Origin of the sequence: Mesorhizobium sp. ANAO-SY3R2, from assembly GCF_042466635.1 — a bacterium.
Classification (GTDB): Bacteria; Pseudomonadota; Alphaproteobacteria; order Rhizobiales; family Rhizobiaceae; genus Aminobacter.
The window spans coordinates 3207780-3234569 of the sequence record NZ_CP159955.1 but is presented as its reverse complement, the minus strand read 5'-3'; the positions used below and the strand labels follow the sequence as shown (position 1 = coordinate 3234569).

Sequence of the window (26790 nt, the reverse complement as noted above, 5' to 3'; positions counted from 1 at the left end):
GGCGGTCATTCTCCCTGTTGCTGCCTCTCCCATCTGTTGCTCAGGCCTTCACCCGTGTTGCGACCGGGTCGTAGAGCGGTTCGAGATGGATCCTTGCCGGCACCCGGTCGTTGGCCACGGCGAGTTCGTATTCGCCCGAGGCCAGAAACGCGTCATTGACGCCTTCCGCATTGCGGACGTAGCCGTAGCCGATGTTCTTGCCGACCGTGTAGCCGTAGCCGCCGCTGGTCAGGTAGCCGACCGGCTCACCATTGCGCAGGATCGTCTCTCGTCCCACCAGCACCACGTTGGCGTCGTCCACGGTGAAGCCGGCCAGGCGCTTGGTCAGCGCCGCGCCGGCCACCTTCTCCAGTGCCTTGCGGCCGAGGAAATGGGTGTCCTTCTTCAGCTTCACCGCCCAGCCGAGCCCGGCCTCGAACGGCGTGTCGTTGGGTGTGATGTCGGAACCCCAGGCGCGGTAACCCTTTTCCAGGCGCAGCGATTCCAGCGCGCGGTAGCCGACGGGGCGGATATCGTGCGCCTTGCCCGCCGCCATCAGCGCGTCGAACACCTCGCCGGTGGCGGCAATTGGCACGTGCAGTTCCCAGCCGAGTTCGCCGACATAGGTCACCCTGAGCGCCCGAACCGTGGTGCCGGCGATAGCGATTTCCCTGACATGGCCGAACGGGAAGGCGGAGTTGGAGACGTCGGCAGAAGTGACGGCTTCGAGCACCAGCCGCGCCTTCGGCCCCATCAGCGACAGCGTCCCGAAATCCTCGGTCACGTCGGCGAGCTTGACGTCGAGCCCGGCCGGGATGTGCTCGCCGATCCAGGCGAGGTCGTGGGTGCGGAAGCCGGTGCCGGTGACGATGTAGAACTTCTCGTCCGCCAGTCGCGCCACCGTCAGGTCGGACTCGATGCCGCCGCGCGTGTTGAGCAGTTGCGTGTAGGTCAGCCGCCCCGCCGGCTTCGACACGTCGTTGGCGCAGATAAAGTCGAGCGCCTTTTGAGCGTCCTTGCCGCTCATCTCGTATTTGGCGAAAGACGACTGGTCGAAGATGCCGACTGCCTCGCGCACATGCTTGTGTTCGTCGCCCACTGGCCCGAACCAGTTCTGCCGGCCCATGGAATAGACGTCCTTGGCCTCCATGCTCTCGGGCGCGAACCAGTTCGGCCGCTCCCAGCCGAGCTTCGAGCCGAACACGGCGCGGTGCGCCTTCAGTCGTTCGTAGAGCGGCGAGACGATATAGGGCCTGCCGCTCTCATATTCCTCATGCGGGAAGCCGATGGTGTAGTGCTTGCCATAGGCTTCCAGCGTGCGGTCCGACACCCATTGGCGGTCGCGATGCAGGTTGGAGAAGCGGCGGATGTCGACCGCCCACAGGTCGAGCGGCGCCTCGCCGTCCATCGCCCACTGCGCCATCACCCAGCCGGCGCCGCCGCCCGAGGCGATTCCGAAGGCGTTGAAACCGGCGCCGACGAACATGTTCGAGCACTCGGGCGCCGAGCCGAGGATGAAATTTCCGTCAGGGGTAAAACTCTCCGGGCCGTTGATCATCTGCTTGACGCCGACATCGGCCAGCGCCGGCACACGCTCGATCGCCTGCACCATGTGCTGCTCGAAGTGATCAAAATCGTCGTCGAACAGGCGGAACTCCCAGTCGTTGGGCACGTCGCCTGTCGTCCAGCCCTGCGGGTTCGGCTCATAGCCGCCCATCACCAGCCCGCCGACTTCCTCCTTGAAATAGGTGCGGCGGTCGGGGTCGCGCAGCGTCGGCGCGTCGGTGGCGAGCCCCTGCACCTTCTCGGTGATGATGTACTGGTGCTTGACCGGCTGCAGCGGCACGTTGATGCCGGCCATCGCACCCACCTGCCGCGCCCACTGGCCGGCGCAGTTCACCACCTTGTCGCAGGCGATGTCGCCCTGCTCTGTCATAACCTTGAGGATACGCCCGTCCTTCATCTCGAAGCCGGTCACGCGCACGTTCTCGAACAGTTTCGCGCCGTGCATGCGCGCGCCCTTGGCTAGCGACTGGGTGATGTCGGAGGGGCTCGCCTGGCCGTCGGTCGGCAGCCAGGACGCGCCGACGAGGTCCGAGGTCTCCATCAGCGGCCACATGCGCTTGACCTCTTCGGGCGAGACCAGGTGCATGTCCATGCCGAAGCTGCGCGCCGTCGTCGCCAGTCGCTTGAACTCGGTCCAGCGGTCCTGGTTGGTGGCGAGCCTGAGGCAGCCGGTCATCTTCCAGCCGGTTGCGAGCCCGGTCTCGGCCTCCAGCCCCTTGTAGAGCTCGACCGAGTATTTCAGCACGCGCGTGATCGAGGCCGAGGAACGCAGCTGCCCCACCAGCCCCGCCGCATGCCAGGTCGAGCCGGAGGTCAGCTTGCCCTGCTCGAGCAGCACCACGTCGGCCTTGTGGTCGCGGGCGAGATGGTAGGCGGTCGAGCAGCCGATGATGCCGCCGCCGATGACGACGATCTGCGCATGCGAAGGAAGGGCCATGACTACAGTTTTCCGTATGTGGTTTGATAGGTTTCGAGCGCCGCCGAGAGCCTTTCGAGGTTCTCGGTCGTGTAGGCGACATAGTCGACGCCCGGCGCGTTGAGGTGGAGTTCGGAGACCATGCTCCACATGGCCTCGCGCAGCAGCGACGCGCATTGCATGGCCGCGTGCGAGCGCCGGATTTCAAAACTCGGCTCGCCGCCAAAATAGACGCGGAGCAGTTCCTCGGATTCTTCCGCCGTCATGCCGGCATTGGAGGCAGCTCCTGCGAGGTCGAACATGGGGGTCGAGAAGCCGGCATATTCGAAGTCGATCAGCCACAGCCGCTTACCATCGTCGAGCAGATTGGCCGGCAAGAGGTCGTTGTGGCTGAAGATGATCGGCAGCGGCGCCTGCGCCCTTTCGAGCCGATCCGCTGTTGCCAGATAGCGCGGCAGTTCGGCCGTCATCCGGCTGTTGCCGGCTTGCAGCGTGCGCGCATAGTCGCGGATGACGTGGAAGGCCCAGAACATGAAGCCGGCCCCCGAGACATGGCGCGGCATTTCATCGTGGAAGCGTCGTATCAACCTGGCGATCCGCGTCGCATTGGCCCGCACGTCGTCCGCGTCGTAGGTTTTGGCGCCGAGAAATTCAGTTACCATCACGCCTGGTTCGGCATAATGCAGTTTGGGCGCGAACCCCGCCTCATAGGCCGCCCGCGCCACCATCACCTCGCGGTCGCGGAAGACGTGGTGGAACGGATAGTCCTTGCCGAAGCGAACGACATGGCGTCCGTTGCGGTCTTCGACCAGCCAGCTTTCGTTGCTGATGCCGCCCTTCAGCGGCGAAATCGTCACCGCGCCGTTCCATAGCGGCAAGGCGCGGACGCGGTCCTCGCTCGTTGTCATCAGCCCCTCCATGCCATGTCCGGCGCATTCCCCTTGCGCCTTAGAGCGCCGTGCGTCCGAATGGACGCACAAAGGACGCTCTAAATTATTGAATCTGCGCATCGTGCTTTCCGAAAATCGAGTACGATTTTCGGGCCGATGCGCGAGTCTTGTTGGCGGGCAGTCTCACGCAGCGGAAGCGGTGGTGTCAATGCGGATTTGTGGTTTTTGTTGTTCTTTTGACCGAACATGTTGAGTAGCCAATCATGAATGCTGTAAATTCAGTCAGGAAAAATCTCAAAAGCGGCCATTCCGGCCGAGCGAGCGGGGTCGCCAAGTGAATCACTCCAAGCGTCACAGCGAAATCCTGCGCCTGCTTGAGGACGAGGGCACGATCACCATCGCCGACCTTGCCGACAAGCTCGGCGTGTCGCTCGAAACGGTGCGCCGCGACGTCAAGCCGCTGACGGCCGATGGGGCGATCCTCAAGATGCACGGCGCCATCGGCCTGCCATCGGTGGTGGGGGAGGCGCCGTTCGAGCGGCGCATGCGCGAGAATGCCGAGGCCAAGCGGACGATCGCCAAGGCGGTCGCTGCCACGATCCGCGACGGGGAGTCGGTCATGCTCGATACCGGCACGACCACCAGCTATCTCGCCCGCGAGCTGCTCGGCCACCGCAGGTTGACGGTGGTCACCAACTCCTCCGACATCGCCCGCACGCTCGCCACCGCCAACGGCAACAAGGTCTACATGGCCGGCGGCGAGCTGCGCAGCGACAGCGGTGCTGCCTTCGGCGTCTCGGCCATCGAGTTCGTCAGCCGCTTCGCCGTCACCCATTCGGTCATCTCGGCCGGTGCCGTCCACGCCGCAACCGGCATCATGGACTACAATCTCGAAGAGGCCGAGTTCGCGCGCATGGTCCTGTCGCGCGGCCAGCGCACGGTCGTCGTCACCGACCACAGCAAGTTCGGCCGCCAGGGGCTGGTCGAGGTCTGCCGCTTCTCCGGCATCAGTGAACTGGTGACGGACCAGGCGCCGCCGGCCGAACTGGCGGATGCGCTCGCCCAGGCCGGCGCGACGCTGACGGTCGCCGGCGCCTAAATTTTGTCCGGCACGCCCGAACGTACTTCTGACCCTAGTCCTCAACGACCCGGTAGATGTTCCAGTAGGACGAGCCCGACACGACCATAGGCTCGAGCTGCTTGCCCCAATGGGCGTGGGCGTCGATCTTCGATAGCTTGGCGAAGAACTCTTCCAGTTGCGCCAGGCTTTCGACCTGATGGTTGACCTCGATAGTCGCCTCCTTGGCGCCGATCGATCCGGTCAGGATCTGCATCGCCATCTTGTCGGCTCCCGCCTGCGGGCCGATCTCCCGCTCCCACTGGCGCATTAGGCCGATGGCACTCTGCTTGTGACCGAAGCGGGCATCGATCTTCCACCGTGCGACGAACATGGCTTTCTCCCTTCTGGGTTATGGGGCCTCCGTTCGCAATTCTACCACCGCTTGCACGCCGCACGAATGGCACGCCAACTCGGCCGGCAGCGATTTCTCACGGCCGGAATAGGTCATAAGCAGTTGGGGAGATCAGGCGTCTGTCAGGCGGCCGTCTGGGCTGGTCTTTTGATCTTGGCTGCGGCCTCGATCACCAGCGGCTTCATACCCGCGCCGCCAGCGTCGACCATCTCGAAGAACTGGCGGCGCATGCGCGGATCCCAGAACTTGTTGATGTGCTCGGCCACGCCCGCTACGCCTTCGTCATGCGGCTTGGAGGCAAAGAAGGTGGCGATCTGGTTGGCCATGTAGACCAGCTTTTCCCTGGTGCCCATCTGGTGCTCTTCATGCGACATGTCTGGCGGCTCCGGTACTGACGCGGTCTGGATGGGTGAAGATGTCGAAATCGTCGCCGCGCACGAGTGCGACCAGCGTCATGCCGGCCGTTTCGGCGGTGCGGATGGCAAGGGCCGTCGGCGCCGACACGGCGATGATGACGGGCGCGCCGATGGCCGCGGTCTTCTGCACCATCTCCACCGACACGCGGCTAGTCACCACGACAGCACCCGAGGCGCCGTCGACGCCGGCCTTGCTCAGCGCGCCGGCCAGCTTGTCGAGCGCATTGTGGCGGCCGACATCCTCGCGCGCCGCCAAAATGCCCTTGCCGGGCACGTAGAAGCCGGCGGCGTGCACTGCACCGGTCTCGGAATGCAGTGGCTGGAGCTTGGACAACAGCTTCACCGCCTGCACGATGTCGTCGGCGGACAGCGCGAGCGCCGGCTTGTGCACGTCGCAGACCGAGCGCATCGCTTCCTCGATGGACTCGATGCCGCAGAGCCCGCAGCCGACGGGACCGGCGAGGCGGCGGCGCCGTGCCTCGAAGCGCGTGTTGGCCTTGTCCTTCAGCCTGATCTGGATGTCGATGCCGGCCTCGACGTCGAGCACCTCGATTGCCTCGATCTCCGCGGCCGAGCCGACGATGCCTTCGGTGAGCGAGAAGCCGAGCGCAAAGTCCTCGAAATCCGCCGGGCTCGCCATCATCACCGCATGGGTGGTTCCGCCGTAGGACAGCGCGATCGGCACTTCCTCCGGCACCATGCGGTTGGCGACCGTGGTGCCGCTCGCCCGCCGGGCGAGGCGAGAGGTCTTGAAGATGGCGGGGCGGTCGCTCACCGTGCCACTACTCCGCCGCTTCCATCCGGCCCGAGATGCGCCGGCTTTGGCGCGCCTGCTCGTTGTAGTCGGTCTGCCACTCGGACGGCCCGTTGGAGTGCGAGACCTGCACTGCCGTCACCTTGTATTCCGGGCAGTTGGTCGCCCAGTCCGAGAAGTCGGTGGTGATCACGTTGGCCTGGGTGTCGGGGTGGTGGAAGGTGGTGTAGACCACGCCCGGCGACACCCGATCGGTGATCAGCGCCCTAAGGGTCGTCTCGCCGGCACGGCTCTTGACGTGCACCCAGTCGCCATCACGCAGGCCGCGGTTCTCGGCGTCATGCGGATGGATCTCCAGCCGGTCTTCGGAGTGCCAGACAACGTTTTCGGTGCGGCGTGTTTGGGCGCCGACATTGTACTGGCTGAGAATGCGCCCGGTGGTGAGCAGCAGCGGGAAGCGCGGGCCGGTCTTTTCGTCCGTCGCCACATATTCGGTGCGGATGAACTTGCCCTTGCCACGCACGAAGCCGTCGACATGCACGATCGGCGTGCCTTCCGGAGCCTTCGCGTTGCACGGCCACTGCACCGAGCCCATCTTTTCCAGATAGTCGTAGGAGACATAGGCGAACGACGGCGTCGTCTTGGCGATCTCGTCCATGATCTCGGACGGATGCGCATAGGCCCAGTTCAGGCCCATCGCCTGGGCGAGCTTCTGCGTCACCTCCCAGTCGGCATAGCCATTCTTCGGGCTCATCACGCGGCGCACACGGTTGATGCGCCGCTCGGCATTGGTGAAGGTGCCGTCCTTCTCGAGGAAGGTCGAGCCCGGCAGGAAGATGTGGGCGTAGTTGGCCGTCTCGTTGAGGAACAGGTCGTGGACGACGACGCATTCCATGGCGGCGAGGCCGGCGGCCACATGTTTGGTGTCGGGGTCGGACTGCAGGATGTCCTCGCCCTGGATGTAGATGCCCTTGAAGCTGCCGTCGACGGCGGCGTCGAGCATGTTGGGGATACGCAGGCCCGGCTCGTTGTAGAGCTTCACGCCCCACAAGCTCTCATAGATCTCGCGCGTCGCGTCGCCCGAAACGTGGCGGTAGCCTGGCAGTTCGTGCGGGAACGAGCCCATGTCGCACGAGCCCTGCACGTTGTTCTGGCCGCGCAGCGGGTTCACGCCGACGCCCGGCCGGCCGATATTGCCGGTGGCCATGGCGAGATTGGCAATCGCCATCACCGTGGTCGAGCCCTGGCTGTGTTCGGTGACGCCGAGGCCGTAGTAGATGGCGCCGTTGCCGCCGCGGGCATAGAGGCGCGCGGCACCCCGGATGGTCTCGGCGGGAACGCCCGACAGCTTCTCGACCTCTTCCGGCGCATGCTGCGGTTCGGCGACGAAGGCCGCCCAGTCCTCGAACTCCGACCAGTCGCAGCGCTCGCGAATGAAGGCTTCGTCGAACAGGCCTTCGGTGACGATGACATGCGCGAGCGACGTCATCACCGCCACGTTGGTGCCGGGCTTGAGCGGCAGGTGATACGCGGCCTCGACATGGGGCGAGCGCACAATGTCGGTGCGGCGCGGGTCGATGACAATCAGCTTGGCGCCCTGGCGCAGCCGCTTCTTCAGCCGCGAGGCGAAGACCGGGTGGCCGTCGGTCGGGTTGGCGCCGATGATCATGACGACGTCGGTCTGCTCGACGGAATCGAAGTCCTGGGTGCCGGCCGAGGTGCCGAAGGTCTGGCCGAGGCCGTAGCCGGTCGGCGAGTGGCAGACGCGGGCACAGGTGTCGACGTTGTTGTTGCCGAAACCCTGGCGGATCAGTTTCTGGACGAGATAGGTTTCCTCGTTGGTGCAGCGCGACGAGGTGATGCCGCCGACCGCACCACGGCCGTACTGATACTGGATGCGGCGGAACTCATTGGCCGCGTGCGTCAGCGCCTCTTCCCACGACACTTCGCGCCATGGATCGGTGATCTTCTCGCGGATCATCGGATTGAGGATGCGGTCCTGGTGGGTGGCATAGCCCCAGGCGAAGCGACCCTTGACGCAGCTATGGCCGCGATTGGCCTTGCCGTCCTTCCACGGCACCATGCGCACCAGTTCCTCGCCACGCATCTCGGCCTTGAACGAGCAGCCGACGCCGCAATAGGCGCAGGTGGTGACGACCGAATGCTCGGGCTGGCCGATCTCGATCACCGACTTTTCCTGCAAGGTGGCGGTCGGGCAGGCCTGCACGCAGGCGCCGCAGGAGACGCACTCGCTGTCGATGAAGGCCTGCTGCATGCCGGCCGAAACGCGGCTGCCGAAACCGCGGCCCTCGATGGTCAGCGCAAAGGTGCCCTGCACCTCTTCGCAGGCCCTGACGCAGCGCGAGCAAACGATGCACTTGGCGGGATCGTAGGTGAAGTACGGGTTGGACTCGTCCTTCGCCATCCAGTTGAAGTTCTGTTCGCCGTCGCGCTTGGCAAAGACGTGGTTGTCGCCCTCGTAGCCGTAGCGCACGTCGCGCAGGCCGACAGCACCCGCCATGTCCTGCAACTCGCAGTCGCCGTTGGCCGCACAGGTCAGGCAGTCGAGCGGGTGGTCGGAGATGTAGAGCTCCATCACGCCCTTGCGGATGTCCTTGAGCCGGCCGGTCTGGGTGTGCACCACCATGCCCGGCGTGACCGGCGTGGTGCAGGAGGCCGGCGTTCCAGCGCGGCCCTCGATCTCCACCAGGCAGAGCCGGCAGGAGCCGAAGGCGTCGACCATGTCGGTAGCGCAGAGCTTCGGGATCTCTATGCCGGCGTCCATCGAGGCACGCATGACCGAAGTGCCCTCGGGCACCGTCACCTCGAAGCCGTCGATGGTCAGCGTCACCTGCTTTTCGGATTTCGAGGCAGGGGTGCCGTAGTCGATTTCGTGAATGAGACCCATGATGCTACCTATTCCGCAGCCTGAGCGACCGTTGCCGGCCGGAAATCTTTGGGGAAGTGGGTGAGGGCGCTCATGACAGGGTAGGGCGTGAAGCCGCCGAGTGCGCAGAGCGAGCCGAATTTCATCGTGTTGCAGAGGTCGGAGACGAGCGCGAGATTCTTCTCGGGTTCGATGCCGGCCTTGACCTTGTCGAGCGTTTCGACGCCGCGCGTCGAGCCGATGCGGCAGGGCGTGCACTTGCCGCAGCTCTCGATGGCGCAGAACTCCATGGCGAAGCGCGCCTGCTTGAGCATGTCGGCGCCGTCGTCGAACACGGTGATGCCGGCGTGGCCGATCAGCCCGTCCTTGGCCGCAAACGACTCGTAGTCGAACGGCGTGTCGAACAGCGCGCGCGGGAAATAGGCGCCGAGCGGACCGCCGACCTGCACCGCCTTGACCGGCCGGCCGCTCGCCGTGCCGCCGCCGATCTCGTCGACGATCTCGCCGAGTGTGAGGCCGAAGGCGACCTCGAACAGTCCGCCATGCCTGACATTGCCGGCGATCTGGATCGGGATCGTGCCGCGCGAGCGGCCCATGCCGAAGTCGCGGTAGGACGCCGCCCCCTTGTCCATGACGATGGGCACCGAGGCCAGCGAGATGACGTTGTTGATGACGGTGGGCTTGCCGAACAGGCCCTCGATCGCCGGTAGCGGCGGCTTGGCGCGCACCACGCCGCGCTTGCCTTCGAGGCTGTTGAGCAGCGAGGTCTCCTCGCCGCAGACATAGGCGCCCGCTCCGGAGCGGATTTCCATGTCGAAGCCTTGCGCCGCGCCCAGCACGCTGTTGCCGAGCACGCCCGCGTCGCGCGCCACCTCGACCGCCTTGTTCATCACCGCGATCGCATGCGGATATTCCGAGCGGATATAGACAAATCCCTTGGTAGCACCCGTGGCGAGGGCGGCAATCGCCATGCCCTCGATCAGCACGAAGGGGTCGCCTTCCATGATCATCCGGTCGGCAAAGGTCGCGGAGTCGCCCTCGTCGGCGTTGCAGACGATGTATTTCTGCTCGGCCGCCGTATCGAGCACGGTCTTCCACTTGATGCCGGTCGGGAAGCCGGCGCCGCCGCGGCCGCGCAGGCCGGAGTCGGTTACCTGCTTGACGATCTCGGCCGGAAGCATCTTGACCGCATTGCGCAGGCCGGCGAGGCCGCCATGCGCTTCATAATCGTCCAGCGAGAGTGGATCGGTGATGCCGCAGCGCGCGAAGGTCAGGCGTGTCTGCTTGGCGAGATATGGCAGCTTTTCCGGGTCGCCGAGCGACAACTTGTGCTGGCCGCCGGAGACAAGCCCGGCGTCGAACAGCAACGCCACGTCCTTGGCCGCGACCGGGCCATAGGCTGTGCGGCCGGCATCGGTCGCAACCTCGACCATCGGCTCGAGCCAGTAGAGCCCGCGCGAGCCGTTGCGCACGACCGTTGCATCGAGGCCGCGTGCTGCGATTTCCTGCTCGATCGCCTTGGCGACCTTGTCGGCGCCGAGCGCCAGCGCGCCGGAATCGCCGGGAACGTAGATCGTCACGCTCATGAGCGCACCTCCTCGACGATCTCGTCGATCTTGTCGGCGTCGAGTCGGCCGATCACCTCGCCGTCGAGCATCGCCGACGGCGCGCAGGCGCACAGGCCGAGGCAGAAGACGGGCTCGAGCGTGACCGCGCCGTCCTTGCTGGTCTCATGGAAGCCGATGCCGAGCTTCTGCTGGACCTGAGCTGCAATCGCTTCAGCGCCCATCGACTGGCACGCCTCGGCCCGGCACAGCTTCAGCACATGCCGGCCGGCCGGTTCCTTGCGGAAATCGTGGTAGAAAGTGACCACCCCATGCACTTCGGCACGCGACAGGTTGAGCGCCTCGGCGATGATCGGCAGCGTTTCTTGCGGCACGTAGCCGAATTCTTCCTGAAGGCCATGAAGGATCGGGATCAACGGCCCTTCGAGGCCTTTCAGTTCGGCTATTACCGCAGATGTCCTCGCGGCGACATCGGTACTTGCAGGCTGCATGACCACGCAGCGCCCTCCCTCATGCTGGCGCCGACAGTTGGGCGCGCCGAATCTATTGAAACCGATCGAAACGACCGAAATCAATAAAGCAGTCTCGTCGCTTGATAGAAAATCTCTATCAAGCGGGTCGATGGAGGGTATCCTAGCTCAGGTCTTGCCGCGGAAATCGCCTGCCAGCGTCATGGCCTCGTCCAGCAGCGCCTGGACAAGTGTCGTATGCGGCTCGCGCCGTGCCACCACCAGGCCGACTGTATGGCTGGCATCCGGCTCGACGATCGGGATCGCCCTGATCGGTTCGGCGAAGCCGAAGGTCTCGGCAAGATTGAGCGGCATGATCGACGACCACTTGCCGGTCCTGATGTGGGAAAACAGCACGATCATCGAATTGGATTCGAGCGTCGGCCTGACCTGTACGCCGCCCGCGGCCAGATGCTGGTCGATGATGCGCCGGTTCTGCATGTCGGGGGTCAGCAGGCACAGCGGCAGCGTGCTCACTTCCTCCCAGGTCACCTTGTCGCGATCGGAATACTCGTTTCCCGCCGCCGTGATCAGTTGATAACGCTCGGCATAGAGCGGCACGGAGGTGACGCGGCCGAGCGGCTCGTTGTCGAGATAGGTGATGCCCGCATCGATCTCGTAGTTGCCGAGTAGCGACAGCACCTCGATCGAGGTGCGCGACAGGATCGAGAAGGTGACGCCGGGGTGCTTTTCGCGGAACGGCGTGGTCAGCTTTGGCACCATGGCGAGCGCCGTCGGGATGGCGGCGATGCGGATGCGCCCGGTCAGGCCGTGGCGGGCGGCGCGCATTTCCTCGCGCATTGCGCGCGTGTCGCCGACGATGCGCAGCGCCCATTCCAGCACCTGCCGGCCCTCCGGCGTAAGGCCCTGGAAGCGCGAGCCGCGCTGCACCAGCATGACGCCGAGAATGTCCTCGAGCTGCTTGATGCCGGCCGACAGCGTCGGTTGGGTGACGCCGCATTGCTCGGCGGCGCGGCCGAAATGCTGCTCCCTTGCGAGAGCGATGAAGAATTCGAGCTTGTCGATCATGCGGCGAAGTTAGCCGCGGCGGCCGGCTTGCGCCAGCCGCCAACGAGCGATACCGACCAGATGATTGGTGCGCGTCAGCGCCGGAACGGGATCAGCGCGCGCAGCCGCTCGTCGCGCAGATAGAGCCCGCCCCAGGCCATCAGCCCGAGATAGACGCCAAACAAGGTGTGCGAAAACAGCGGATTGCCGATGCGCAGATGGATCGCGATGGCTCCGCCGAGATAGCCGGTCAGAAGGATCGCGCCGAGGATCGACGTGCGCGGCCAGGCATAGAGTGCTGTGCAGGCGAGCGTCAGTACGCCGAGCGTGCGCGCCAGTTCCGGCGGAAAACCCAGCGCCGCCGTGGTGTCGATCACCACCTGCAGCGGCACCAGCTTGATCGCCGCGTCGAAGACAAGAAAAGCGACCAGCACGCCGCTGAGGACGCGTCCGGTCCAAAGCGCGCCATTCGAGATTGCCGGGTTTTCAATAGCTGATTGCATCGGAGTTCCCCTCCATGATTGGTTGAGCTGTGTAGCTTGCGCTATTCGCGCGCGTTGCCGCCGCTGATCATCCAGGCTGTGCCGAACCTGTGCTTCCCTGTCGGGTCGGCACCCCGGTCCTACATCTTCATCCCGCAATTGATCATCCAGGGTGTCCCGTATTTGTCGATGACCATGCCGAACTTCTTGGCCCAGAAGGTCTCCTCGAACGGCATCATCACCGTTCCGCCGTTACCGAAGGCGTCGAAGATGCGCGTTGCGCGTGGCTCGTCGTCGATCTGGATCGAGACGCTGAAGCCGGACTTCTCGCTGGGATATTGCGGCGGGGCATCGGCGCCCATGAGTTCGGCGCCACCGGCCACCAAGTGGGCGTTGATGATCTTGTCCTGCCATTCCGTCGGCACCTCGGCACCGGCCGGCGTCTCGCCATGGCTGACCATCGCGACGATCTCGCCGTCGAGCGTTCGGGCGTAGAACTCGAATGCCTCGCGGCAGCGACCATCGAAACTGAGATAGGGGACGAATTTCATGTCTGCTCTCCTTGGTTTCATGACGAAAATTCATCAGGTGAACTAGGAACGAACGGCAGGACGCGAAATCGACAGCGTCTTTGGAATTTTTTGTCGGCATCGGCTGGCGGCCGTTGGGTGCCGGCAACCTTTCGCCCCTCCGACCGCAATTCTGTGCATTCAGGCGTTTTGCCATCACGGCATTCGGGACGGCTTGGTTATCTTGGCATTCTGCACTATCTCAGATGCAACAGGGAGCATCATGTTCGACAAATGACAGTTACCAAGGAAGCCGTCCTGGAGCGTCTCAGGACCGTCAACGGCCCGGATTTCACCGGCAACATCGTCGAACTCGGACTCCTCTCCGACATCTTCATCGCCGACGGCAAGGTGTTTTTCTCGATCACTGTGCCGGCCGCCCGCGCGCAGGAGATGGAGCCGCTGCGCGCCGCCGCCGAGCGTGTCGTCAAGGCCATTCCCGGCGTCACCGGTGCCGTGGTCGCGCTGACCGCCGAGAAAAAGGGCGGCGGCATGGAAGCGCCGGTTCCGCCGCGCCCGGCAGCCCCCAGGCCTCAGCCTGCGCCCGCAGCACGACCAGCACCGCATGCGCCGGCGTCGCACAGCCAGGGCAAGCGCGGCGTGCCCGGCATCGCCTCGATCATCGCGGTTGCCTCCGGCAAGGGCGGCGTCGGCAAGTCGACCACCGCCGTCAACATCGCGCTCGGCCTTGCCGCCAACGGCCTCAAGGTCGGTGTGCTCGATGCCGACATCTACGGCCCGTCGATGCCGCGCCTGCTCAACATCCACGGCCGTCCCGAGACGGTCGACGGCAAGGTGTTGAAGCCGATGCAGAACTATGGCCTCAAGGTCATGTCGATGGGCTTCCTCGTCGACGAGGAGACGCCGATGATCTGGCGCGGGCCGATGGTCATGTCGGCGCTGACCCAGATGCTGCGCGAGGTCGAGTGGGGGCCGCTTGACGTGCTCGTCGTCGACATGCCGCCCGGCACCGGCGACGCCCAGCTGACCATGGCCCAGCAGGTGCCGCTGGCGGGTGCCGTCATCGTGTCGACGCCGCAGGATCTGGCGCTGATCGACGCGCGAAAAGGCCTCAACATGTTCAAGAAGGTCGACGTGCCGCTGCTCGGCATCGTCGAGAACATGAGCTATTTCATCGCTCCCGACACCGGCAAGCGCTACGACATCTTCGGCCATGGCGGCGCGAGGAAGGAGGCCGAGCGCCTCGGCGTCACCTTCCTCGGCGAAGTGCCGCTGGAGATGGGTATCCGCGAAAGCTCCGACGCCGGCACGCCGGTGACGGTCACGAAGCCCGACGGCGTCGAAGCGAAAATCTATCGCGACATCGCCGCCAAGGTCTGGACGCGCCTGCAGGAAGAAAAGGGCGCTGCCGAAGCGGCCGTACCGAGCATCGTGTTCGAGTAAGGCCGGGACATTAACAGGTCGGGGCGCACTCTCTAGCGCCCCCTCTATCCTGCCGGACGTCGCCGTCGAAGCGACGAGATTGGTGGCATCTATGCAGGCACCCGAGCGTCACCGGCTCCTTCGAGCCGGCGACCAGGTTGTCTTCTGGCAATCGATCGCCATATCCGCGCAAAAGTTGTAAACCGTATTGCATTATCGCTCTGGTTGTCGTAGCGGCAGCTATCGCGAGCACTGCCCTGTTCGCTCAGTGAGAGCAAGCACAGGGCATATCGATGATATCAAGCACAACCAGTTCCGTCCGCAGCGCATCCTTGGCAACGCTGCTCGTGACTTCCATTTCGTTGGCGGCGAGCATGCCGACGGCGGCCTCGGATTTGGTGTCGCCGGCGACTGCCGGGTTCGTCTGGACCGGAGGCTATGTTGGCCTTCAGGTCGGGCACGCCTGGGGTGACTCATACTACGGCGATCAATATGGTTCGTTCATCAACTTTGATCCCAAAGGGCTGATTGGAGGCGCATATGCGGGCTACAATCAGCAGTTCGGCAACCTGGTCATCGGTGCCGAGGCCGACATGAATTTCTCGGGCATCGACAGGGATCGAGCAGCGCAAGTGTACGACGACGGCAGCTCAAATGATTATCACTACGGCACCGGCGATGTGAAATGGAACGGCGCCATCAGGGCACGGCTTGGTTATGCCGCGGATCGCTTCCTGCCCTACATTGCGGCGGGCGTTGCATTCGCGAAGTATGATGTCGCTTTCATGCATGACGAAGGCGATGGTGCCTATGCCCATTGGGAAGGGAGCGCCAGCATGACCGGCTGGACCCTCGGCGGTGGTATCGAGTACGCCGCCACCGACAACCTGATGGTGCGAGCGGAATATCGCTATTCCGACTATGGCAATGAAAAGTGGAACGATCCGGACTGGGACAGCGATTTGGATGTCGACCTCAAGACCCACGACCTGCGCCTTGGCGTCGCCTACAAATTCTGATTTCGGCCATCAGGCCGAGGCGCTCCCGGCCTCACGGCCGGGGGGCGCTCAGCGCTCCCTCGGTGGCAGTCTTCGCACCTCAAACCCGGTCTTTGTCGTCTCGAAGCCAGCATTGCGGTAGAAGCCCAGCGTCGCCGGGTTCTTCGATCCGGTGAGCAGCATCACCTTATAGCAGCCGAGCGACCATGCTGCATCGACGGCCGCAAGCAGCACCGCTTTACCGTGGCCTTGGCCGCGGAAGTCGGTATGCGTCACGACATTCTCGATCAGCGCATAGTTGGCGCCGCCGCGGACGAAATTCGGGATGACGACGAGCGTGCAGGTCGCCACCTGCCTGCCGTCAAGCAAGCCGAGAAGGATGGCGCTGTCGCCATAGCGGGAGAAGCGGTCCCAGATTTCTTCGGTCCGCTCGGTGCTGACCGGCACGTCGTCAGGCATGAGATGGCGATAGAGCTGCAGCAGTTCGGGCAGGTCCTCACGGGTCGCCCGGCGGATCGTGAATTCGGCGGCCATGGGCTTCCCTTGCAAGGAGTGCGGACCGGGGTCCAGTCAGGCCCCGCCAGCCAGGAACGCCGGCAGATCGGCGATCGACTCGAGCACCACATCGGCCATCGGCGTCAGCGATTCCCGCGTGCCGGTGCCCGACAGCACCGCGATCGCCAGCGCGCCGCCGGCCCTCGCCATCTCCAGGTCGTGACGGTTGTCGCCGACCATCGCGATCTCCGACGGCTTCAGCCCGGTAAGCTTGGAAAAGGCATGGATCGAGTCGGGCGCGGGCTTCGGGTTGGGTACGGAATCGTAGCCATAGGCGGCGTCGAACATCTCGGCGACGCCAAGTGTCAGCAGCGTCTTTTCGGCCCCGATGGTGGAGTCGTTGGTGGCGACGCCGAGCCGAAAACCCGCGCCGTGCAGGTGCGCCAGCGCGTCACGGCTGCCGGGCAGCGCCACTGCCTTGGCCGCACCCTGTTCGGCCGTCACCTCGTCGAAATGCTTGACCATCGCCGCTCGCGCGGCCTCATCTGCGTCCGGATACCACAGCGTCACGATGTCGGCATTGGTGCCTGCGGCAAAGACCGAGTCGGCGCGGAAGCCGCCCATCGCGAAATCGTATCCGGCGGCGTCCATCAGTGCGTCGGCGCGGCTGCGGTCGCCGTCCGCCGCCTTCAGCGCCATCAGGTCGCCAATGGCGAACCAGGTCGCCTCGAAGTCGACCAGCGTGCCGTCCTTGTCGAAAAGTATGCCCTTGATGCCTTGCAATTCACTCACTCCTTCGCACGCAGGTGGTGAATATGCTCCACCAGCCCGGCTGTCGAGGCATCGCCGCGGGCGGCATTCTCGCGTCCCTCCACGACAGGCAAGAGCCCGGTGGCCAGTTCCTTGCCCAGTTCCACGCCCCATTGGTCGAAGGCGTTGATACCGAACAGCTGTGCCTCGACGAAGACGCGGTGCTCGTAGAGCGCGATCAGCCGGCCGAGCGTGTACGGGTCGAGCTTGCGGTAGAGGATCGTCACCGACGGCCGGTTGCCGGAAAAGACGCGGTGGGGGGCGATCCTGTCGACCTCCTCGGCCTTCATGCCTTTCGTCAGCATCTGCCGCCGCGCTTCCTCGAGCGTGCGACCCTTCATCAGCGCTTCCGACTGCGCCAGGCAGTTGGCCAGCAGCAGGTCGTGATGATGCTTCAACTCCGGTTCGTGGCCCTCGGCCGCCGCCAGGAACTCGACCGGGATGATGTCGGTGCCCTGGTGCAGCAACTGGAAGAAGGCGTGCTGGCCGTTGGTGCCGGGCTCGCCCCAGACCAGCGGGCCGGTCGGCGTCACCGCGCCGCCGCCGGCGAGGGTGACGCTCTTGCCGTTCGATTCCATGTCGAGCTGCTGCAGATAGGCGGGCAGGCGCGCCAGGCGCTGGTCATAGGGGATGACCGCCCGCGCCGGGTAGTTGCAGATCGCCCGGTGCCAGAAGCCGATCAGCCCCATGAGCACCGGAATGTTCCTGGTCAGCGGTGCGGTGGCGAAATGCCGGTCCATGGCATGGGCGCCGGCGAGGAAATCGCGGAAGTTCTTGGGGCCGATGGCGATCATGATCGGCAGGCCGATCGCCGACCATAGCGAATAGCGGCCGCCGACCCAGTCCCAGAACCCGAAGACGCGGGTCGGGTCGATGCCGAAGGCCGCCACCTTGTCGAGCGCGGTTGACACCGCGGCGAAATGCTTGCCCACCGCCTCCGTGCCGAGCGCTTGTTCGATCCAGCGCCGCGCCGTTTCGGCATTGGTCATCGTCTCGACCGTGGTGAAGGTCTTGGATGCGACGATGAACAGCGTCGTCTCCGGGTTCAGCCCCTTCAGCGTGTCGTGGATATGGGCGCCGTCGACATTGGAGACGAAATGCGCGCGCGGGCCGTCGTGATAGGGCGCCAGCGCCAGTGTCGCCATGGCCGGGCCGAGATCCGAGCCGCCGATGCCGATGTTTACGATGTCGGTGATCTTCTTGCCGGTCGCGCCTGTGGCCTTGCCCGAGCGGACGGCGTCTGCAAATTTCGCCATGGCGTCGAGCACGGCATGCACGTCCACGGTCACGTCATGGCCGTCGAGCATCACCGGTTCGCCGACAGGATTGCGCAAGGCCGTGTGCAGCACGGCGCGGTTTTCGGTCACGTTGATGCGCTGGCCGGCAAACATCGCCGCGCGCTTGCCGGGCAGGTCGACCGCCTGTGCCAGTCTTTCGAGCAACGCCATCGTCGTTGCGTCGACCGCGCATTTCGACCAGTCGAGCAGCAGATCGCCGTCGGTGAGGGAAAAATGCTGGAAGCGCTTGGGATCGGAAGCGAACGCCGCCCGCATGTTCTTCGGCGCGTCCTCGCGATGGCTGCGAAGGGCTGCCAGGGCTGCCTGGATGGGTTGTTCGATCACCGTTGAACTCCGGGTATGTGAACTGGTGATCCATCCTAGCAGACCTCCGGCTGCAAGCGAGAGGCTCAGCAGCGGGTTTTGGCGCGAAACGTCAATCGGTTCAATATGCTGCGCCTGCAACCGCTGCTGGAAAGTTCACTGGCATAAATCCCAAGGATTAGAAAAATTGATTGGTGCAATGGGTTGTGCCAAGGATAGCCTTCTATGGTCCAGGAAGATGAAAAAGGCTGGACACATGGGGGACGCCTGATGCCGCAGCGAAACGACACCGCAATCTGGTCCGGACTGTTCCGGATTTCGGCGGAATCAGGCCAGACGCTCCAGGCCCAGATCCGGCAGGCGATCGTCGCCGCCATTCTCGACCGGCAGATCGCGGCGTCGATGCCGCTGCCGTCCTGCCGCATCCTGGCCGAGAAGCTCGGCGTGGCGCGCGGCACCGTGGTGCTCGCCTTCCAGCAGCTGGTCGATCAGGGCTTCCTCGTCGCACGCGAAAGGCGCGGTCATTTCGTCAATCCGGAAGTGCTGGCCACACCCGCCAAGCCACAGCAGAAGACCCCGGACCAGGCGACCGAAATCGACTGGAAGGCGCGTCGCCAGATCGCCGCCAGCGACATGGCACCGCCGACCAAGCACGAAAACTGGATCAAGTCGTCCTACCCATTCGTCTACGGCCAGTTCGACCCGACGCTGTTCCCGACGGCCGAATGGCGCGAGTGCAACCGCATGGCGCTGGCGGTGCTTGAGATCCGCAACTGGGCGGCCGATATGGTCGATCGCGACGATCCCCTGCTTATCGAACAGATCCAGGCGCGCCTTCTGCCGCGTCGCGGCATCTTCGCCAATCCCGACGAGATCATCGTCACGCTGGGTGCGCAAAACGCGCTCTACATGCTGGCGTCGCTCTTGATGACCAAGGGCTCGAAGGTGGCGATGGAGGATCCCGGCTATCCAGACGCACGCTCCATCTTCCGGCTCGCCGGCGCCGACATCGAGCCCATTCCCGTTGATCAGCAGGGCATCGTCACCTCGGCAATCCCATCGGATGCCGGCTTCGTTTTCGTCACGCCGAGCCATCAGTGCCCGACCATGGTGCCGCTCAGCGCCGAGCGCCGACAGGATCTTCTGGCGCGTGCTGCGCGCAACAACCAGATCATCATCGAGGACGGCTATGACAGCCAGTTGCTCGACGACGCGCCCCAGCAGGCGCTGAAGAGCATCGATCGCTCCGGCCGCGTCGTCTATGTCGGCTCGATGTCGAAGACGTTGGCTCCCGGCCTACGGCTTGGCTACATCGTCGCTTCCGCCGGCCTGATTTCGGAACTGCGTGCGCTCCGCCGCTTTATGCTGCGTCACCCGCCGGCCAACAACCAGCGCGCCGTCGCCCTGTTCCTGTCGCTCGGCCACCACGAGGCGCTCGTCCGCCGCCTGTCCACTGCCTTTGGCGACAGGCGCAAGCGCTTGGTCCAGGCGATGTCGGCATTCCTGCCGGACTGGCAGGCGACCGACGCCGCCGGCGGCACCTCGCTGTGGCTCGAGGGCCCGCGCGGCATCGACTCGCGCGGGCTTGCTGCTGCGGCAGCCTCGCGTAGCGTCATCATCGAGCCCGGCGATCGTTTCTTCGAGCACAGCGAAAAGCCCACGCGCTTCATGCGCCTGGGAATCTCGTCGATTGCGCTTCAGCACATCGAGCCGGGAATCCGCGAGCTTGCCACGGCAGCCGGGCGGCGCCCCGCTGCCGCCTGAACTCGGCGGTTCGGCGGGGCGGCCTATATTAGGTCTGGCATATCTGGCGAAATCTGCTGGCCCATGGTCGGGGCCAATCGACGCTGCATAGTCACGCAAAGGGAACGAGGCGGAACGACGGTGGCATAACCACTGCGATCCAGCTTCACAAATTTGCGGAGGACTGCATGCCAGTGGCCGTCGAGAATCCCGTTTCTTCAGCAGAGCAACGCTTACGTCGCTCCGGTGGCCGCGAAGCCCGGCGCGCCTTGCGTTCGGCACCACTGGCCGAAGACATCCGCCCGGTACGCCCCGGCCTCGAGGGCGGGCGGTTCGCCCCGCTCACTCAGCACGATCTCGAACGTATTCATGAGGCGGTGCTGACGCTGCTTGAAACGGTCGGCTTCGCCAATGCCATTCCGAACTGCATCGAGGCACTGACCCGGGTCGGCGCAACCTACGGCGACGACGGCCGCATCCGCTTTCCACGGCAACTGGTGCTGGAGACCATCAGGACCGCTGCACGCGACTTCACCCTGTGCGGCCAGGATCCTCGCCACGACATGATGATCCGGGGCAAGCGCGTGCACTACGGCACCGCCGGTGCTGCCGTGCATCTCGTCGATGTCGAAAAGCGCGAATATCGCGAAAGCCTGCTGCAGGACATCTATGACGCCGCGCGCCTCGTCGAGGGGCTCGACAACATCCATTTCTTCCAGCGCCCGATGGTGCCGCGCGACATTCCCGATCCGCTGGAGATGGATTTCAACACGCTCTACGCCTGCGTGTCGGGCACGTCGAAGCATGTCGGCACCAGCTTCACCGTCCGCGAAAACGTCGCCCCGGCATTGGAGATGCTTTACGAGATCGCGGGCGGCGAGGAGAATTTCCGCGCCCGGCCCTTCGTCTCCAATTCCAATTGCTTCGTCGTGCCGCCGATGAAATTCGCCGAGGATGCCTGCGGTGTGCTCGAGGCCTGCGTCGAGGGTGGCATTCCGATTCTTTTGCTCTCCGCCGGACAGGCCGGTGCCACCGCGCCGGCTGCCATCGCCGGCGCGGTCGTCCAAGCGGTGGCGGAGGTGCTGGCGGGGCTGGTTTATGTCAATGCGCTGAAGCCCGGCCATCCCGCGATCTTCGGCACCTGGCCTTTCGTTTCGGACCTGCGCACCGGCGCGATGTCGGGCGGCTCGGCCGAACAGGCGCTGCTGACTTCGGCCTGCGCCCAGATGGCCCAGTTCTACGACTTGCCCGGCGGTTCGGCTGCTGGCATGGCCGACTCCAAGCTGCCCGACATCCAGTCCGGCTACGAAAAAGGCATCACCAACGTCACGGCCGGCCTGTCGGGCCTCAATCTGGTCTATGAGGCCGCGGGCATGCATGCCTCCCTGCTCGGCTTTTGCCTCGAAAGCCTGATCATCGACAACGACATGCTGGGCCAATGCCTGCGCTGCGTGCGCGGCATCGAGGTCACCGATGCGGCCCTTTCGCTCGACACCATCGCCGAGGTCTGCCTCAACGGCCCCGGCCACTATCTCGGCAACGAGCAGACGCTGCGCCTGATGCAGACCGAGTATTTCTATCCCGCCGTAGCCGACCGCTTCTCGCCCAAGGAGTGGAACGAAAAGGGCAAGCCCGACCTGTTGGGCCGCGCCATTGCCGAGAAGAAACGTATCCTGGCCGAGCGCTTCCCGCGTCACATCCCCAGGGCGCTCGACGACAGGCTGCGCGCCCGCTTCGGCGAGTTGGTCAGGTTGCCGCGCAGCGGAATGGGCGGCTGAGTCGAGCGGCGGCTACTCGGCGCTCAGGCCGAAACGCTCGACCACTTCCGAATTCATCAGCTTGGCGTGCATGGAAAGCAGCACCAGTTGCGCGTCGAGGCTGTCGGTTGCGTCCAGCGCCCGGTCGATGCGCCGTTCGACGTCGAGCATGGCATCGCTGCCGTTGGTCTGCTCGAACGCTCCGGGCCCCGCGAGGCAGTAGCCGAACAGTTGCGCCACCGGCAGATAGGCCTGGGATGGCGGCTCGTCCGGCCAGTGATCCTTCATCAGGTTGACGATGGTCAGCTTGACGCCCTCCGGCACCAGTGCGGGGTGAAGATCGACGCTGCGTAGCGCGGCATCCAGGTCCCGGAGGTCGCCAGAGCGGCCGAACAGGCCAAAAAATCCCAAGGAAGAACGCCGTCTGGCCATGTTGTCCCGATCCTGTTTTCACCGATTTAGGCGGTTTAGGGTCGGAATTCAAAGGCCGTGTCCTGATTGCAACGGGTGAGCAGGCGTGGTCGCGTTTGACGGCTACTCCTTGAGGGACAGCCACCGCGCGCGGTGGACGTTGCGAACGTTGTCGACGAAGCCGGAGACGGCAGGAGCGACAAGGTTTTTCGACACGGCCCAGGTGAGCGGGATCACTGCCGTCTCATCGAGTGCCATCTTCTCGGCCTCATGCAGCAGTTCCACCCGCACCGCTTCAATCGGCTCCGTCCTGGCCTTGTCGAGCAGGGCGTCGAAGCCTGGGTTCGAATAGCCGGGATAGTTGTTGGGGTGGCCGCTATACATCAGCGACAGTGAATCCGCGGCATCCGAATAATCGAGGATCCAGCCGATGGTGCCGGCGGTGAAGTCGTGCCGCATCAGGAAGTCGTGATGCTCGGGGATTGGCCGGCGGACGAAGTCGACTTCGGCGCCGATTTCCTTCCAGTTTTGTGCCACCGCCTCGCTGACCTTCACCTGCGTCGGCATCGTCGAGGTGCGCAGCGTGAATTGCAGCGGCTTGCCGGGCCCATATCCGGCGGCCGCCAGGAGCGCCTTGGCCTCCGCGACACGCTCGCTGTGCTCCATGGCCGCCCAATCGGGCACATAGTGCCTGCTTTCGAAGCCCGGCGCACCAGGCGGCACCATGCCGTAGGCGGCGTTTTGGCCAGTCTGCGTCACCTCCGTACCCAGTCGTTCGCGGTCGATCGCCATCGACAACGCACGCCTCACATTGGGATCGTCAAAGGGCGGATCCCTAAGGTTGAGCACGTAGTACCAGACGCCGAGCGTCGGCACGACCCGTGCCTCGCCGGGCCTTTTGGCTTGCAGTTTCGCAAACGCGTCTGTCGGGAACTGCGTTGCGATCTCGAACTCGCCCTTGTCGAACGAGGTCACTGTCGTGGCTTCGTCGTCGGCGAAATGATAGATCACCTCATCGAGCTTGACGTCGCTGGCAGCCCGGTAGCTTTCGTTGCGCACCGCACGAATATCCATCTCGGATTTCCATTCGGCCAGCTTGAAGGCGCCGTTGCTGACGATGTTTTGTGGCTTGGCCCAGTCGTCACCGAGCTTTTCGACGAGATGACGCGGCACCGGATAAGCGCCTGGCTGGACGAGCGCCTGCAGGAAATAGGGCATCGGCCGTTCCAGCGTGATGACGACGGTGCTTTTGTCCGGTGCCGCAATCCCGAGTGCTGCCGGGTCGGTCATCGTGCCGCTGTTGAAGGCTTCGGCATTCTTGATCGGGAACTGGATGAAGGCGAACTCGGCCGCGAGCCTGGGCTCGAGCAGGCGGCGGAATGCGAACAGGAAGTCGCCGGAATCGAGCCGCTGGCCGTCGCTCCATTTGAGTCCGTCGCGCAGCTTGAAACTATAGGTCAGGCCGTCGGGCGAGACGGTCCAGGATTGCGCCTGGCCCGGCACCGGATTGCCGGCGGCATCTTCCGTCACCAGCCCCTCGAAGAGATCGCCGACGATCCAGTCTGACCAGTCCCCGCTGTGCCTCTGCGGATCGAGCGTTCCGGGTTCCGCCGCGAGCTGTATGTCGAGCGTAGCGGCGAGTGTGGTTGTAGCGAGCAGGAACGGGAAAAGGATGAATGCACTCAGCAAGGATGCGATGCGATTGCCCATGGCCATCGTGCCCTCTCCGATACATCACCCCACCATACACCAAGGGGTTGCGTTCGAAAAGTTGCGCTCGCCGACTGCGGGCGTGGAGTCGGCCAGCGATCGGGTAGGCAGAGTAGATGAGCTTGGCGACCTCAGTGATTGTCGCGCGGGATGCCCTTGGTCTGCGCCACGCGCTGGTACTTCACCGCCGGCTTCAGCACCATGCCCTCCGACAACTGGTCGACCATGCCGCGCTGGATCTCCTGCCATGGCGTCTGGTGGGCGGGGTAGCGGTAGCCGCCGTTGTTCTGGTGCTCGGCGCGGCGGCGCATGATCTCGTCGTCGCTGACGAGGATGTCGGCGGTGCCCTTCTTCAGGTCGATGCGCACCCGGTCGCCTGACTTTAGCAGCGCCAACCCGCCGCCGACGGCGGCTTCCGGCGAGGCGTTGAGGATCGAGGGCGAGCCCGAGGTGCCGGACTGGCGCCCGTCGCCGATGCAGGGCAGCGAATGGATGCCGCGCTTGATGAGATAGGCGGGCGGCTGCATGTTGACCACTTCGGCTGCACCCGGATAGCCGACCGGCCCCGTGCCGCGCATGAACAGGATGGTGTTTTCGTCGATGTTTTCGGCCGGGTCGTCGATGCGGGCGTGATAGTCCTCGGGACCGTCGAACACCTTTGCGGAGCCTTCGAAGGCTTCAGGGTCTTTCGGGTTCGACAGGTAGCGTTCGCGGAACTCGCTGGAGATCACGCTGGTCTTCATGATCGCGCTGTCGAACAGATTGCCCTTGAGGTTGATGAAGCCGGCATCCTGCTTCAGCGGATCGACGACGGTGCGGATCACCTTTTCGTCCATGTTCTCTGATGCGGCGCAATTCTCGCCCATGGTCCTGCCGTTGGCGGTGAGCGCATCCGGATGCGGCAGAAGGCCCGCCTTCATCAGCTCGGCGACCACGGCCGGCACGCCGCCGGCATGGTGATAGTCCTCGCCGAGATATTCGCCTGCTGGCTGCAGGTTGACCAGCAGCGGCACGTGATGGCCGATGCGCTGCCAGTCGTCATTGTCGAGCGGCACGCCGAGATGGCGGGCAATCGCGTTGAGGTGGATCGGTGCATTGGTCGAGCCGCCGATCGCCGAGTTGACGACGATGGTGTTTTCGAAGGCCTCGCGCGTCATGATGTCGGAGGGCTTGAGGTCCTCGCGCACCATCTCGACAATGCGCTTGCCCGTCTCGTAGGAAATCTGGCCGCGTTCGCGATAGGGCGCGGGGATTGCGGCCGAGCCCGGCAGCTGCATGCCCAGCGCCTCGGCCAGGCTGTTCATCGTCGTCGCCGTGCCCATGGTGTTGCAATAGCCGACCGAGGGCGCGGACGAGGCGACGATGTCCATGAACTGGTCATAGTCGATCTCGCCGGCCGCAAGCTTTTCGCGCGACTTCCACACGATGGTGCCCGAGCCGGTGCGCTCGCCCTTGTGCCAGCCGTTGAGCATCGGCCCGACCGAGAGCGCGATCGCCGGGATGTTGACGGTGGCGGCCGCCATCAGCAGTGCCGGCGTGGTCTTGTCGCAGCCGATGGTCAGCACCACGCCGTCGAGGGGATAGCCGTAGAGTACTTCGACCAGGCTGAGATAGGCGAGGTTGCGGTCGAGCGAGGCGGTCGGGCGCTTTCCGGTTTCTTGGATCGGGTGGCAGGGAAATTCGAACGGCACGCCGCCGGCGGCCACGATGCCGTCGCGGACGCGCTTGGCGAGCTCGATGTGGTGGCGGTTGCAGGGCGACAGGTCCGAGCCTGTCTGGGCGATGCCGATCAGCGGCTTGCCCGACTGCAGCTCCTCGCGGGTCAGGCCGAAATTCAGGTAGCGCTCGAGATAGAGCGCGGTCATGCCGGGATTGTCGGGGTTGTCGAACCACTCCTGCGAGCGGAGCTTCTTCGTCGTCTTTGCACCGGCCATCAATTCCTCCCGAAATCCGGACCTGCATCGTTATGGCAAGGACGAAAACGCCGCAAGAGCGATGCGGGCCCGGTCGCGTTCGCCGCTTCATTCGACGGCAGAGCAGCCTCGGTTATGCCGGCTCTTCCAGGACGTCCTCGACCACGACCGTGTTCCGGCCTCGCCCCTTGGCCTCGTACAGACAGCGGTCGGCCCGCCGCATCAGCTGTGAGGTCGGCCGCTGGTCGACCGAGAGAGCAATGCCGATGCTGATGGTGAGGGGGTGCCGTTTGCCCCCATTGGGGTGGAAGGCGAGCTTCTCGACCTCAATCCGGATCCGCTCCGCGATCCGGGCTGCTTCATTTCGGTCCACTGCCGGTAGGAAGACGCAGAATTCTTCGCCGCCGATGCGGCCAACGACGTCGAGGTCACGCGTCGTTGCGTCGATCGCTCCGGCGATGAGCTTCAGCGCCTCGTCGCCGACGGGATGACCGTAGGTGTCATTGACCTTCTTGAAATGATCGGCGTCGATGAGAACGAGAGCACCTTCGTCGCTCCTGCGTCGCGCCTGCTTGAACTGTTCGAAGAAGGCTTCCCGGTTGAGGAAGCCCGTCATCTGGTCGTAATTGGCCTTGGTTTCGAGCTTGGCGTGAAGTTGCGACAGCTCATCGAGCGCCCGTTTGAGCCGGGCATTCTGCCAAAATACATAGAAGGCGGTGGGAAAGCCGGTGATGGTAGGCAGGATGCAGTTCATCATGAAGACGAACAAGGTAAAAGGCTGGCCGGCGGCATAGCGCGTGGCGAACGAAACGACCTGGCTGACTGCGATGACGCCGGCCGTTACGGCGCAGGCCTTGAGTACGATCTTGATCACATCGCCCTCGCGACAATTCTATACATGCTCATCCCATGCAGGCCTTAACAAGCCGTAAGAGAAGACAGCACCGACCGTCGCC

Annotated in this window: 23 protein-coding genes; 5 read left to right on the top strand and 18 right to left on the bottom strand. The window is 64.5% G+C overall.

Going from position 1 to position 26790, the window contains the following annotated elements; all coding sequences use genetic code 11:
- Window positions 1-40: 40 nt before the first annotated feature.
- The gene (locus ABSY17_RS20460) at window positions 41-2482 is read right to left on the bottom strand and encodes an FAD-dependent oxidoreductase (RefSeq protein WP_378944731.1); all 2442 of its coding nucleotides are present in this window, start codon (window positions 2480-2482) and stop codon (window positions 41-43) included.
- Between the two features lie 2 nt (window positions 2483-2484).
- Window positions 2485-3369, bottom strand: coding sequence for a phosphotransferase (locus ABSY17_RS20455; protein WP_378944728.1), 885 nt, complete (start codon window positions 3367-3369; stop codon window positions 2485-2487).
- A gap of 316 nt (window positions 3370-3685) precedes the next feature.
- On the opposite strand from ABSY17_RS20455, the gene ABSY17_RS20450 reads away from it, so the two are divergent.
- Window positions 3686-4450 (top strand): DeoR/GlpR family DNA-binding transcription regulator, encoded by a 765-nt coding sequence (locus ABSY17_RS20450; protein ID WP_378944725.1) that lies wholly within the window; start codon window positions 3686-3688, stop codon window positions 4448-4450.
- A 34-nt stretch (window positions 4451-4484) separates the two neighbouring features.
- Here ABSY17_RS20450 and ABSY17_RS20445 read toward each other — a convergent pair whose 3' ends face one another.
- From ABSY17_RS20445 to ABSY17_RS20405, 9 genes are all read right to left on the bottom strand, one after another.
- A complete protein-coding gene (locus tag ABSY17_RS20445; protein ID WP_378944723.1) occupies window positions 4485-4802 on the bottom strand; it encodes a hypothetical protein in 318 nt (105 codons plus the stop codon).
- A gap of 143 nt (window positions 4803-4945) precedes the next feature.
- Entirely contained in the window at window positions 4946-5197 is a 252-nt protein-coding gene (locus tag ABSY17_RS20440; protein WP_378944720.1) for a formate dehydrogenase subunit delta, read from the bottom strand.
- Entirely contained in the window at window positions 5187-6014 is an 828-nt protein-coding gene (fdhD, locus tag ABSY17_RS20435) for a formate dehydrogenase accessory sulfurtransferase FdhD (RefSeq protein WP_378944717.1), read from the bottom strand. Before fdhD ends, ABSY17_RS20440 begins: the two co-directional genes overlap by 11 nt.
- Before the next feature lie 7 nt (window positions 6015-6021).
- Entirely contained in the window at window positions 6022-8901 is a 2880-nt protein-coding gene (gene fdhF / locus ABSY17_RS20430; protein WP_378944715.1) for a formate dehydrogenase subunit alpha, read from the bottom strand.
- A gap of 8 nt (window positions 8902-8909) precedes the next feature.
- Complete coding sequence (locus tag ABSY17_RS20425) at window positions 8910-10466, bottom strand: formate dehydrogenase beta subunit (RefSeq protein WP_378944712.1); 1557 nt, start codon at window positions 10464-10466, stop codon at window positions 8910-8912.
- On the bottom strand, window positions 10463-10942 hold the full coding sequence (locus tag ABSY17_RS20420; protein ID WP_378944709.1) for a formate dehydrogenase subunit gamma: 480 nt from the start codon (window positions 10940-10942) through the stop codon (window positions 10463-10465). The genes ABSY17_RS20425 and ABSY17_RS20420 overlap by 4 nt, the downstream gene beginning before the upstream one ends.
- 141 nt (window positions 10943-11083) lie before the next feature.
- Entirely contained in the window at window positions 11084-11983 is a 900-nt protein-coding gene (locus ABSY17_RS20415) for a LysR family transcriptional regulator (protein WP_378944706.1), read from the bottom strand.
- 74 nt (window positions 11984-12057) lie between these two features.
- Window positions 12058-12465: a DoxX family protein gene (locus ABSY17_RS20410; RefSeq protein WP_378944703.1), complete on the bottom strand. Its 408-nt coding sequence runs from the start codon at window positions 12463-12465 to the stop codon at window positions 12058-12060.
- A 119-nt stretch (window positions 12466-12584) separates the two neighbouring features.
- The gene (locus tag ABSY17_RS20405) at window positions 12585-12995 is read right to left on the bottom strand and encodes a VOC family protein (protein WP_378944701.1); all 411 of its coding nucleotides are present in this window, start codon (window positions 12993-12995) and stop codon (window positions 12585-12587) included.
- A gap of 252 nt (window positions 12996-13247) precedes the next feature.
- On the opposite strand from ABSY17_RS20405, the gene ABSY17_RS20400 reads away from it, so the two are divergent.
- Window positions 13248-14417, top strand: a complete 1170-nt coding sequence (locus tag ABSY17_RS20400; protein ID WP_378944699.1) for an Mrp/NBP35 family ATP-binding protein — start codon at window positions 13248-13250, stop codon at window positions 14415-14417.
- A 311-nt stretch (window positions 14418-14728) separates the two neighbouring features.
- Window positions 14729-15415: an outer membrane protein gene (locus ABSY17_RS20395; protein ID WP_378944697.1), complete on the top strand. Its 687-nt coding sequence runs from the start codon at window positions 14729-14731 to the stop codon at window positions 15413-15415.
- Window positions 15416-15463: 48 nt separating this feature from the next.
- On the opposite strand, the gene ABSY17_RS20390 is transcribed toward ABSY17_RS20395, so the two are convergent.
- From ABSY17_RS20390 to pgi, 3 genes are read right to left on the bottom strand one after another with little or no spacing between them, the layout of a single operon-like run.
- Entirely contained in the window at window positions 15464-15928 is a 465-nt protein-coding gene (locus tag ABSY17_RS20390; RefSeq protein WP_378944694.1) for a GNAT family N-acetyltransferase, read from the bottom strand.
- A gap of 36 nt (window positions 15929-15964) precedes the next feature.
- On the bottom strand, window positions 15965-16672 hold the full coding sequence (locus tag ABSY17_RS20385) for an HAD family hydrolase (protein ID WP_378944691.1): 708 nt from the start codon (window positions 16670-16672) through the stop codon (window positions 15965-15967).
- Between the two features lie 5 nt (window positions 16673-16677).
- Window positions 16678-18252, bottom strand: a complete 1575-nt coding sequence (gene pgi, locus ABSY17_RS20380) for a glucose-6-phosphate isomerase (protein WP_378952908.1) — start codon at window positions 18250-18252, stop codon at window positions 16678-16680.
- Between the two features lie 318 nt (window positions 18253-18570).
- Here pgi and ABSY17_RS20375 point away from each other — a divergent pair, with 318 nt between their 5' ends.
- Together ABSY17_RS20375 and ABSY17_RS20370 are read left to right on the top strand one after the other, a co-directional pair.
- A complete protein-coding gene (locus ABSY17_RS20375) occupies window positions 18571-20064 on the top strand; it encodes a PLP-dependent aminotransferase family protein (protein ID WP_378944688.1) in 1494 nt (497 codons plus the stop codon).
- Window positions 20065-20231: 167 nt separating this feature from the next.
- Window positions 20232-21821 (top strand): trimethylamine methyltransferase family protein, encoded by a 1590-nt coding sequence (locus ABSY17_RS20370; protein ID WP_378944685.1) that lies wholly within the window; start codon window positions 20232-20234, stop codon window positions 21819-21821.
- Between the two features lie 12 nt (window positions 21822-21833).
- On the opposite strand, the gene ABSY17_RS20365 is transcribed toward ABSY17_RS20370, so the two are convergent.
- The 4 genes from ABSY17_RS20365 to ABSY17_RS20350 form a co-directional block, all read right to left on the bottom strand.
- Window positions 21834-22232 carry a hypothetical protein gene (locus ABSY17_RS20365; RefSeq protein ID WP_378944682.1) on the bottom strand — a complete coding sequence of 133 codons (399 nt, stop codon included), beginning with the start codon at window positions 22230-22232 and terminating at the stop codon, window positions 21834-21836.
- A 102-nt stretch (window positions 22233-22334) separates the two neighbouring features.
- Window positions 22335-23927, bottom strand: coding sequence for a peptide ABC transporter substrate-binding protein (locus tag ABSY17_RS20360; protein WP_378944679.1), 1593 nt, complete (start codon window positions 23925-23927; stop codon window positions 22335-22337).
- A 125-nt stretch (window positions 23928-24052) separates the two neighbouring features.
- Entirely contained in the window at window positions 24053-25855 is a 1803-nt protein-coding gene (locus ABSY17_RS20355; protein ID WP_378944677.1) for an IlvD/Edd family dehydratase, read from the bottom strand.
- Between the two features lie 112 nt (window positions 25856-25967).
- Entirely contained in the window at window positions 25968-26708 is a 741-nt protein-coding gene (locus ABSY17_RS20350) for a GGDEF domain-containing protein (RefSeq protein WP_378944675.1), read from the bottom strand.
- Window positions 26709-26790: the final 82 nt, after the last annotated feature.

Coding starts and splice junctions, on each gene's coding strand:
- ABSY17_RS20460 (WP_378944731.1), bottom strand. CDS start 2,482: ATGGCCCTTCCTTCGCATGCGCAGATCGTCGTCATCGGCGGCGGCATC.
- ABSY17_RS20455 (WP_378944728.1), bottom strand. CDS start 3,369: ATGACAACGAGCGAGGACCGCGTCCGCGCCTTGCCGCTATGGAACGGC.
- ABSY17_RS20445 (WP_378944723.1), bottom strand. CDS start 4,802: ATGTTCGTCGCACGGTGGAAGATCGATGCCCGCTTCGGTCACAAGCAG.
- ABSY17_RS20440 (WP_378944720.1), bottom strand. CDS start 5,197: ATGTCGCATGAAGAGCACCAGATGGGCACCAGGGAAAAGCTGGTCTAC.
- fdhF (WP_378944715.1), bottom strand. CDS start 8,901: ATGGGTCTCATTCACGAAATCGACTACGGCACCCCTGCCTCGAAATCC.
- ABSY17_RS20425 (WP_378944712.1), bottom strand. CDS start 10,466: ATGAGCGTGACGATCTACGTTCCCGGCGATTCCGGCGCGCTGGCGCTC.
- ABSY17_RS20415 (WP_378944706.1), bottom strand. CDS start 11,983: ATGATCGACAAGCTCGAATTCTTCATCGCTCTCGCAAGGGAGCAGCAT.
- ABSY17_RS20410 (WP_378944703.1), bottom strand. CDS start 12,465: ATGCAATCAGCTATTGAAAACCCGGCAATCTCGAATGGCGCGCTTTGG.
- ABSY17_RS20405 (WP_378944701.1), bottom strand. CDS start 12,995: ATGAAATTCGTCCCCTATCTCAGTTTCGATGGTCGCTGCCGCGAGGCA.
- ABSY17_RS20400 (WP_378944699.1), top strand. CDS start 13,248: ATGACAGTTACCAAGGAAGCCGTCCTGGAGCGTCTCAGGACCGTCAAC.
- ABSY17_RS20390 (WP_378944694.1), bottom strand. CDS start 15,928: ATGGCCGCCGAATTCACGATCCGCCGGGCGACCCGTGAGGACCTGCCC.
- pgi (WP_378952908.1), bottom strand. CDS start 18,252: ATGCGGGCGGCGTTCGCTTCCGATCCCAAGCGCTTCCAGCATTTTTCC.
- ABSY17_RS20375 (WP_378944688.1), top strand. CDS start 18,571: ATGCCGCAGCGAAACGACACCGCAATCTGGTCCGGACTGTTCCGGATT.
- ABSY17_RS20370 (WP_378944685.1), top strand. CDS start 20,232: ATGCCAGTGGCCGTCGAGAATCCCGTTTCTTCAGCAGAGCAACGCTTA.
- ABSY17_RS20365 (WP_378944682.1), bottom strand. CDS start 22,232: ATGGCCAGACGGCGTTCTTCCTTGGGATTTTTTGGCCTGTTCGGCCGC.
- ABSY17_RS20360 (WP_378944679.1), bottom strand. CDS start 23,927: ATGGCCATGGGCAATCGCATCGCATCCTTGCTGAGTGCATTCATCCTT.
- ABSY17_RS20355 (WP_378944677.1), bottom strand. CDS start 25,855: ATGGCCGGTGCAAAGACGACGAAGAAGCTCCGCTCGCAGGAGTGGTTC.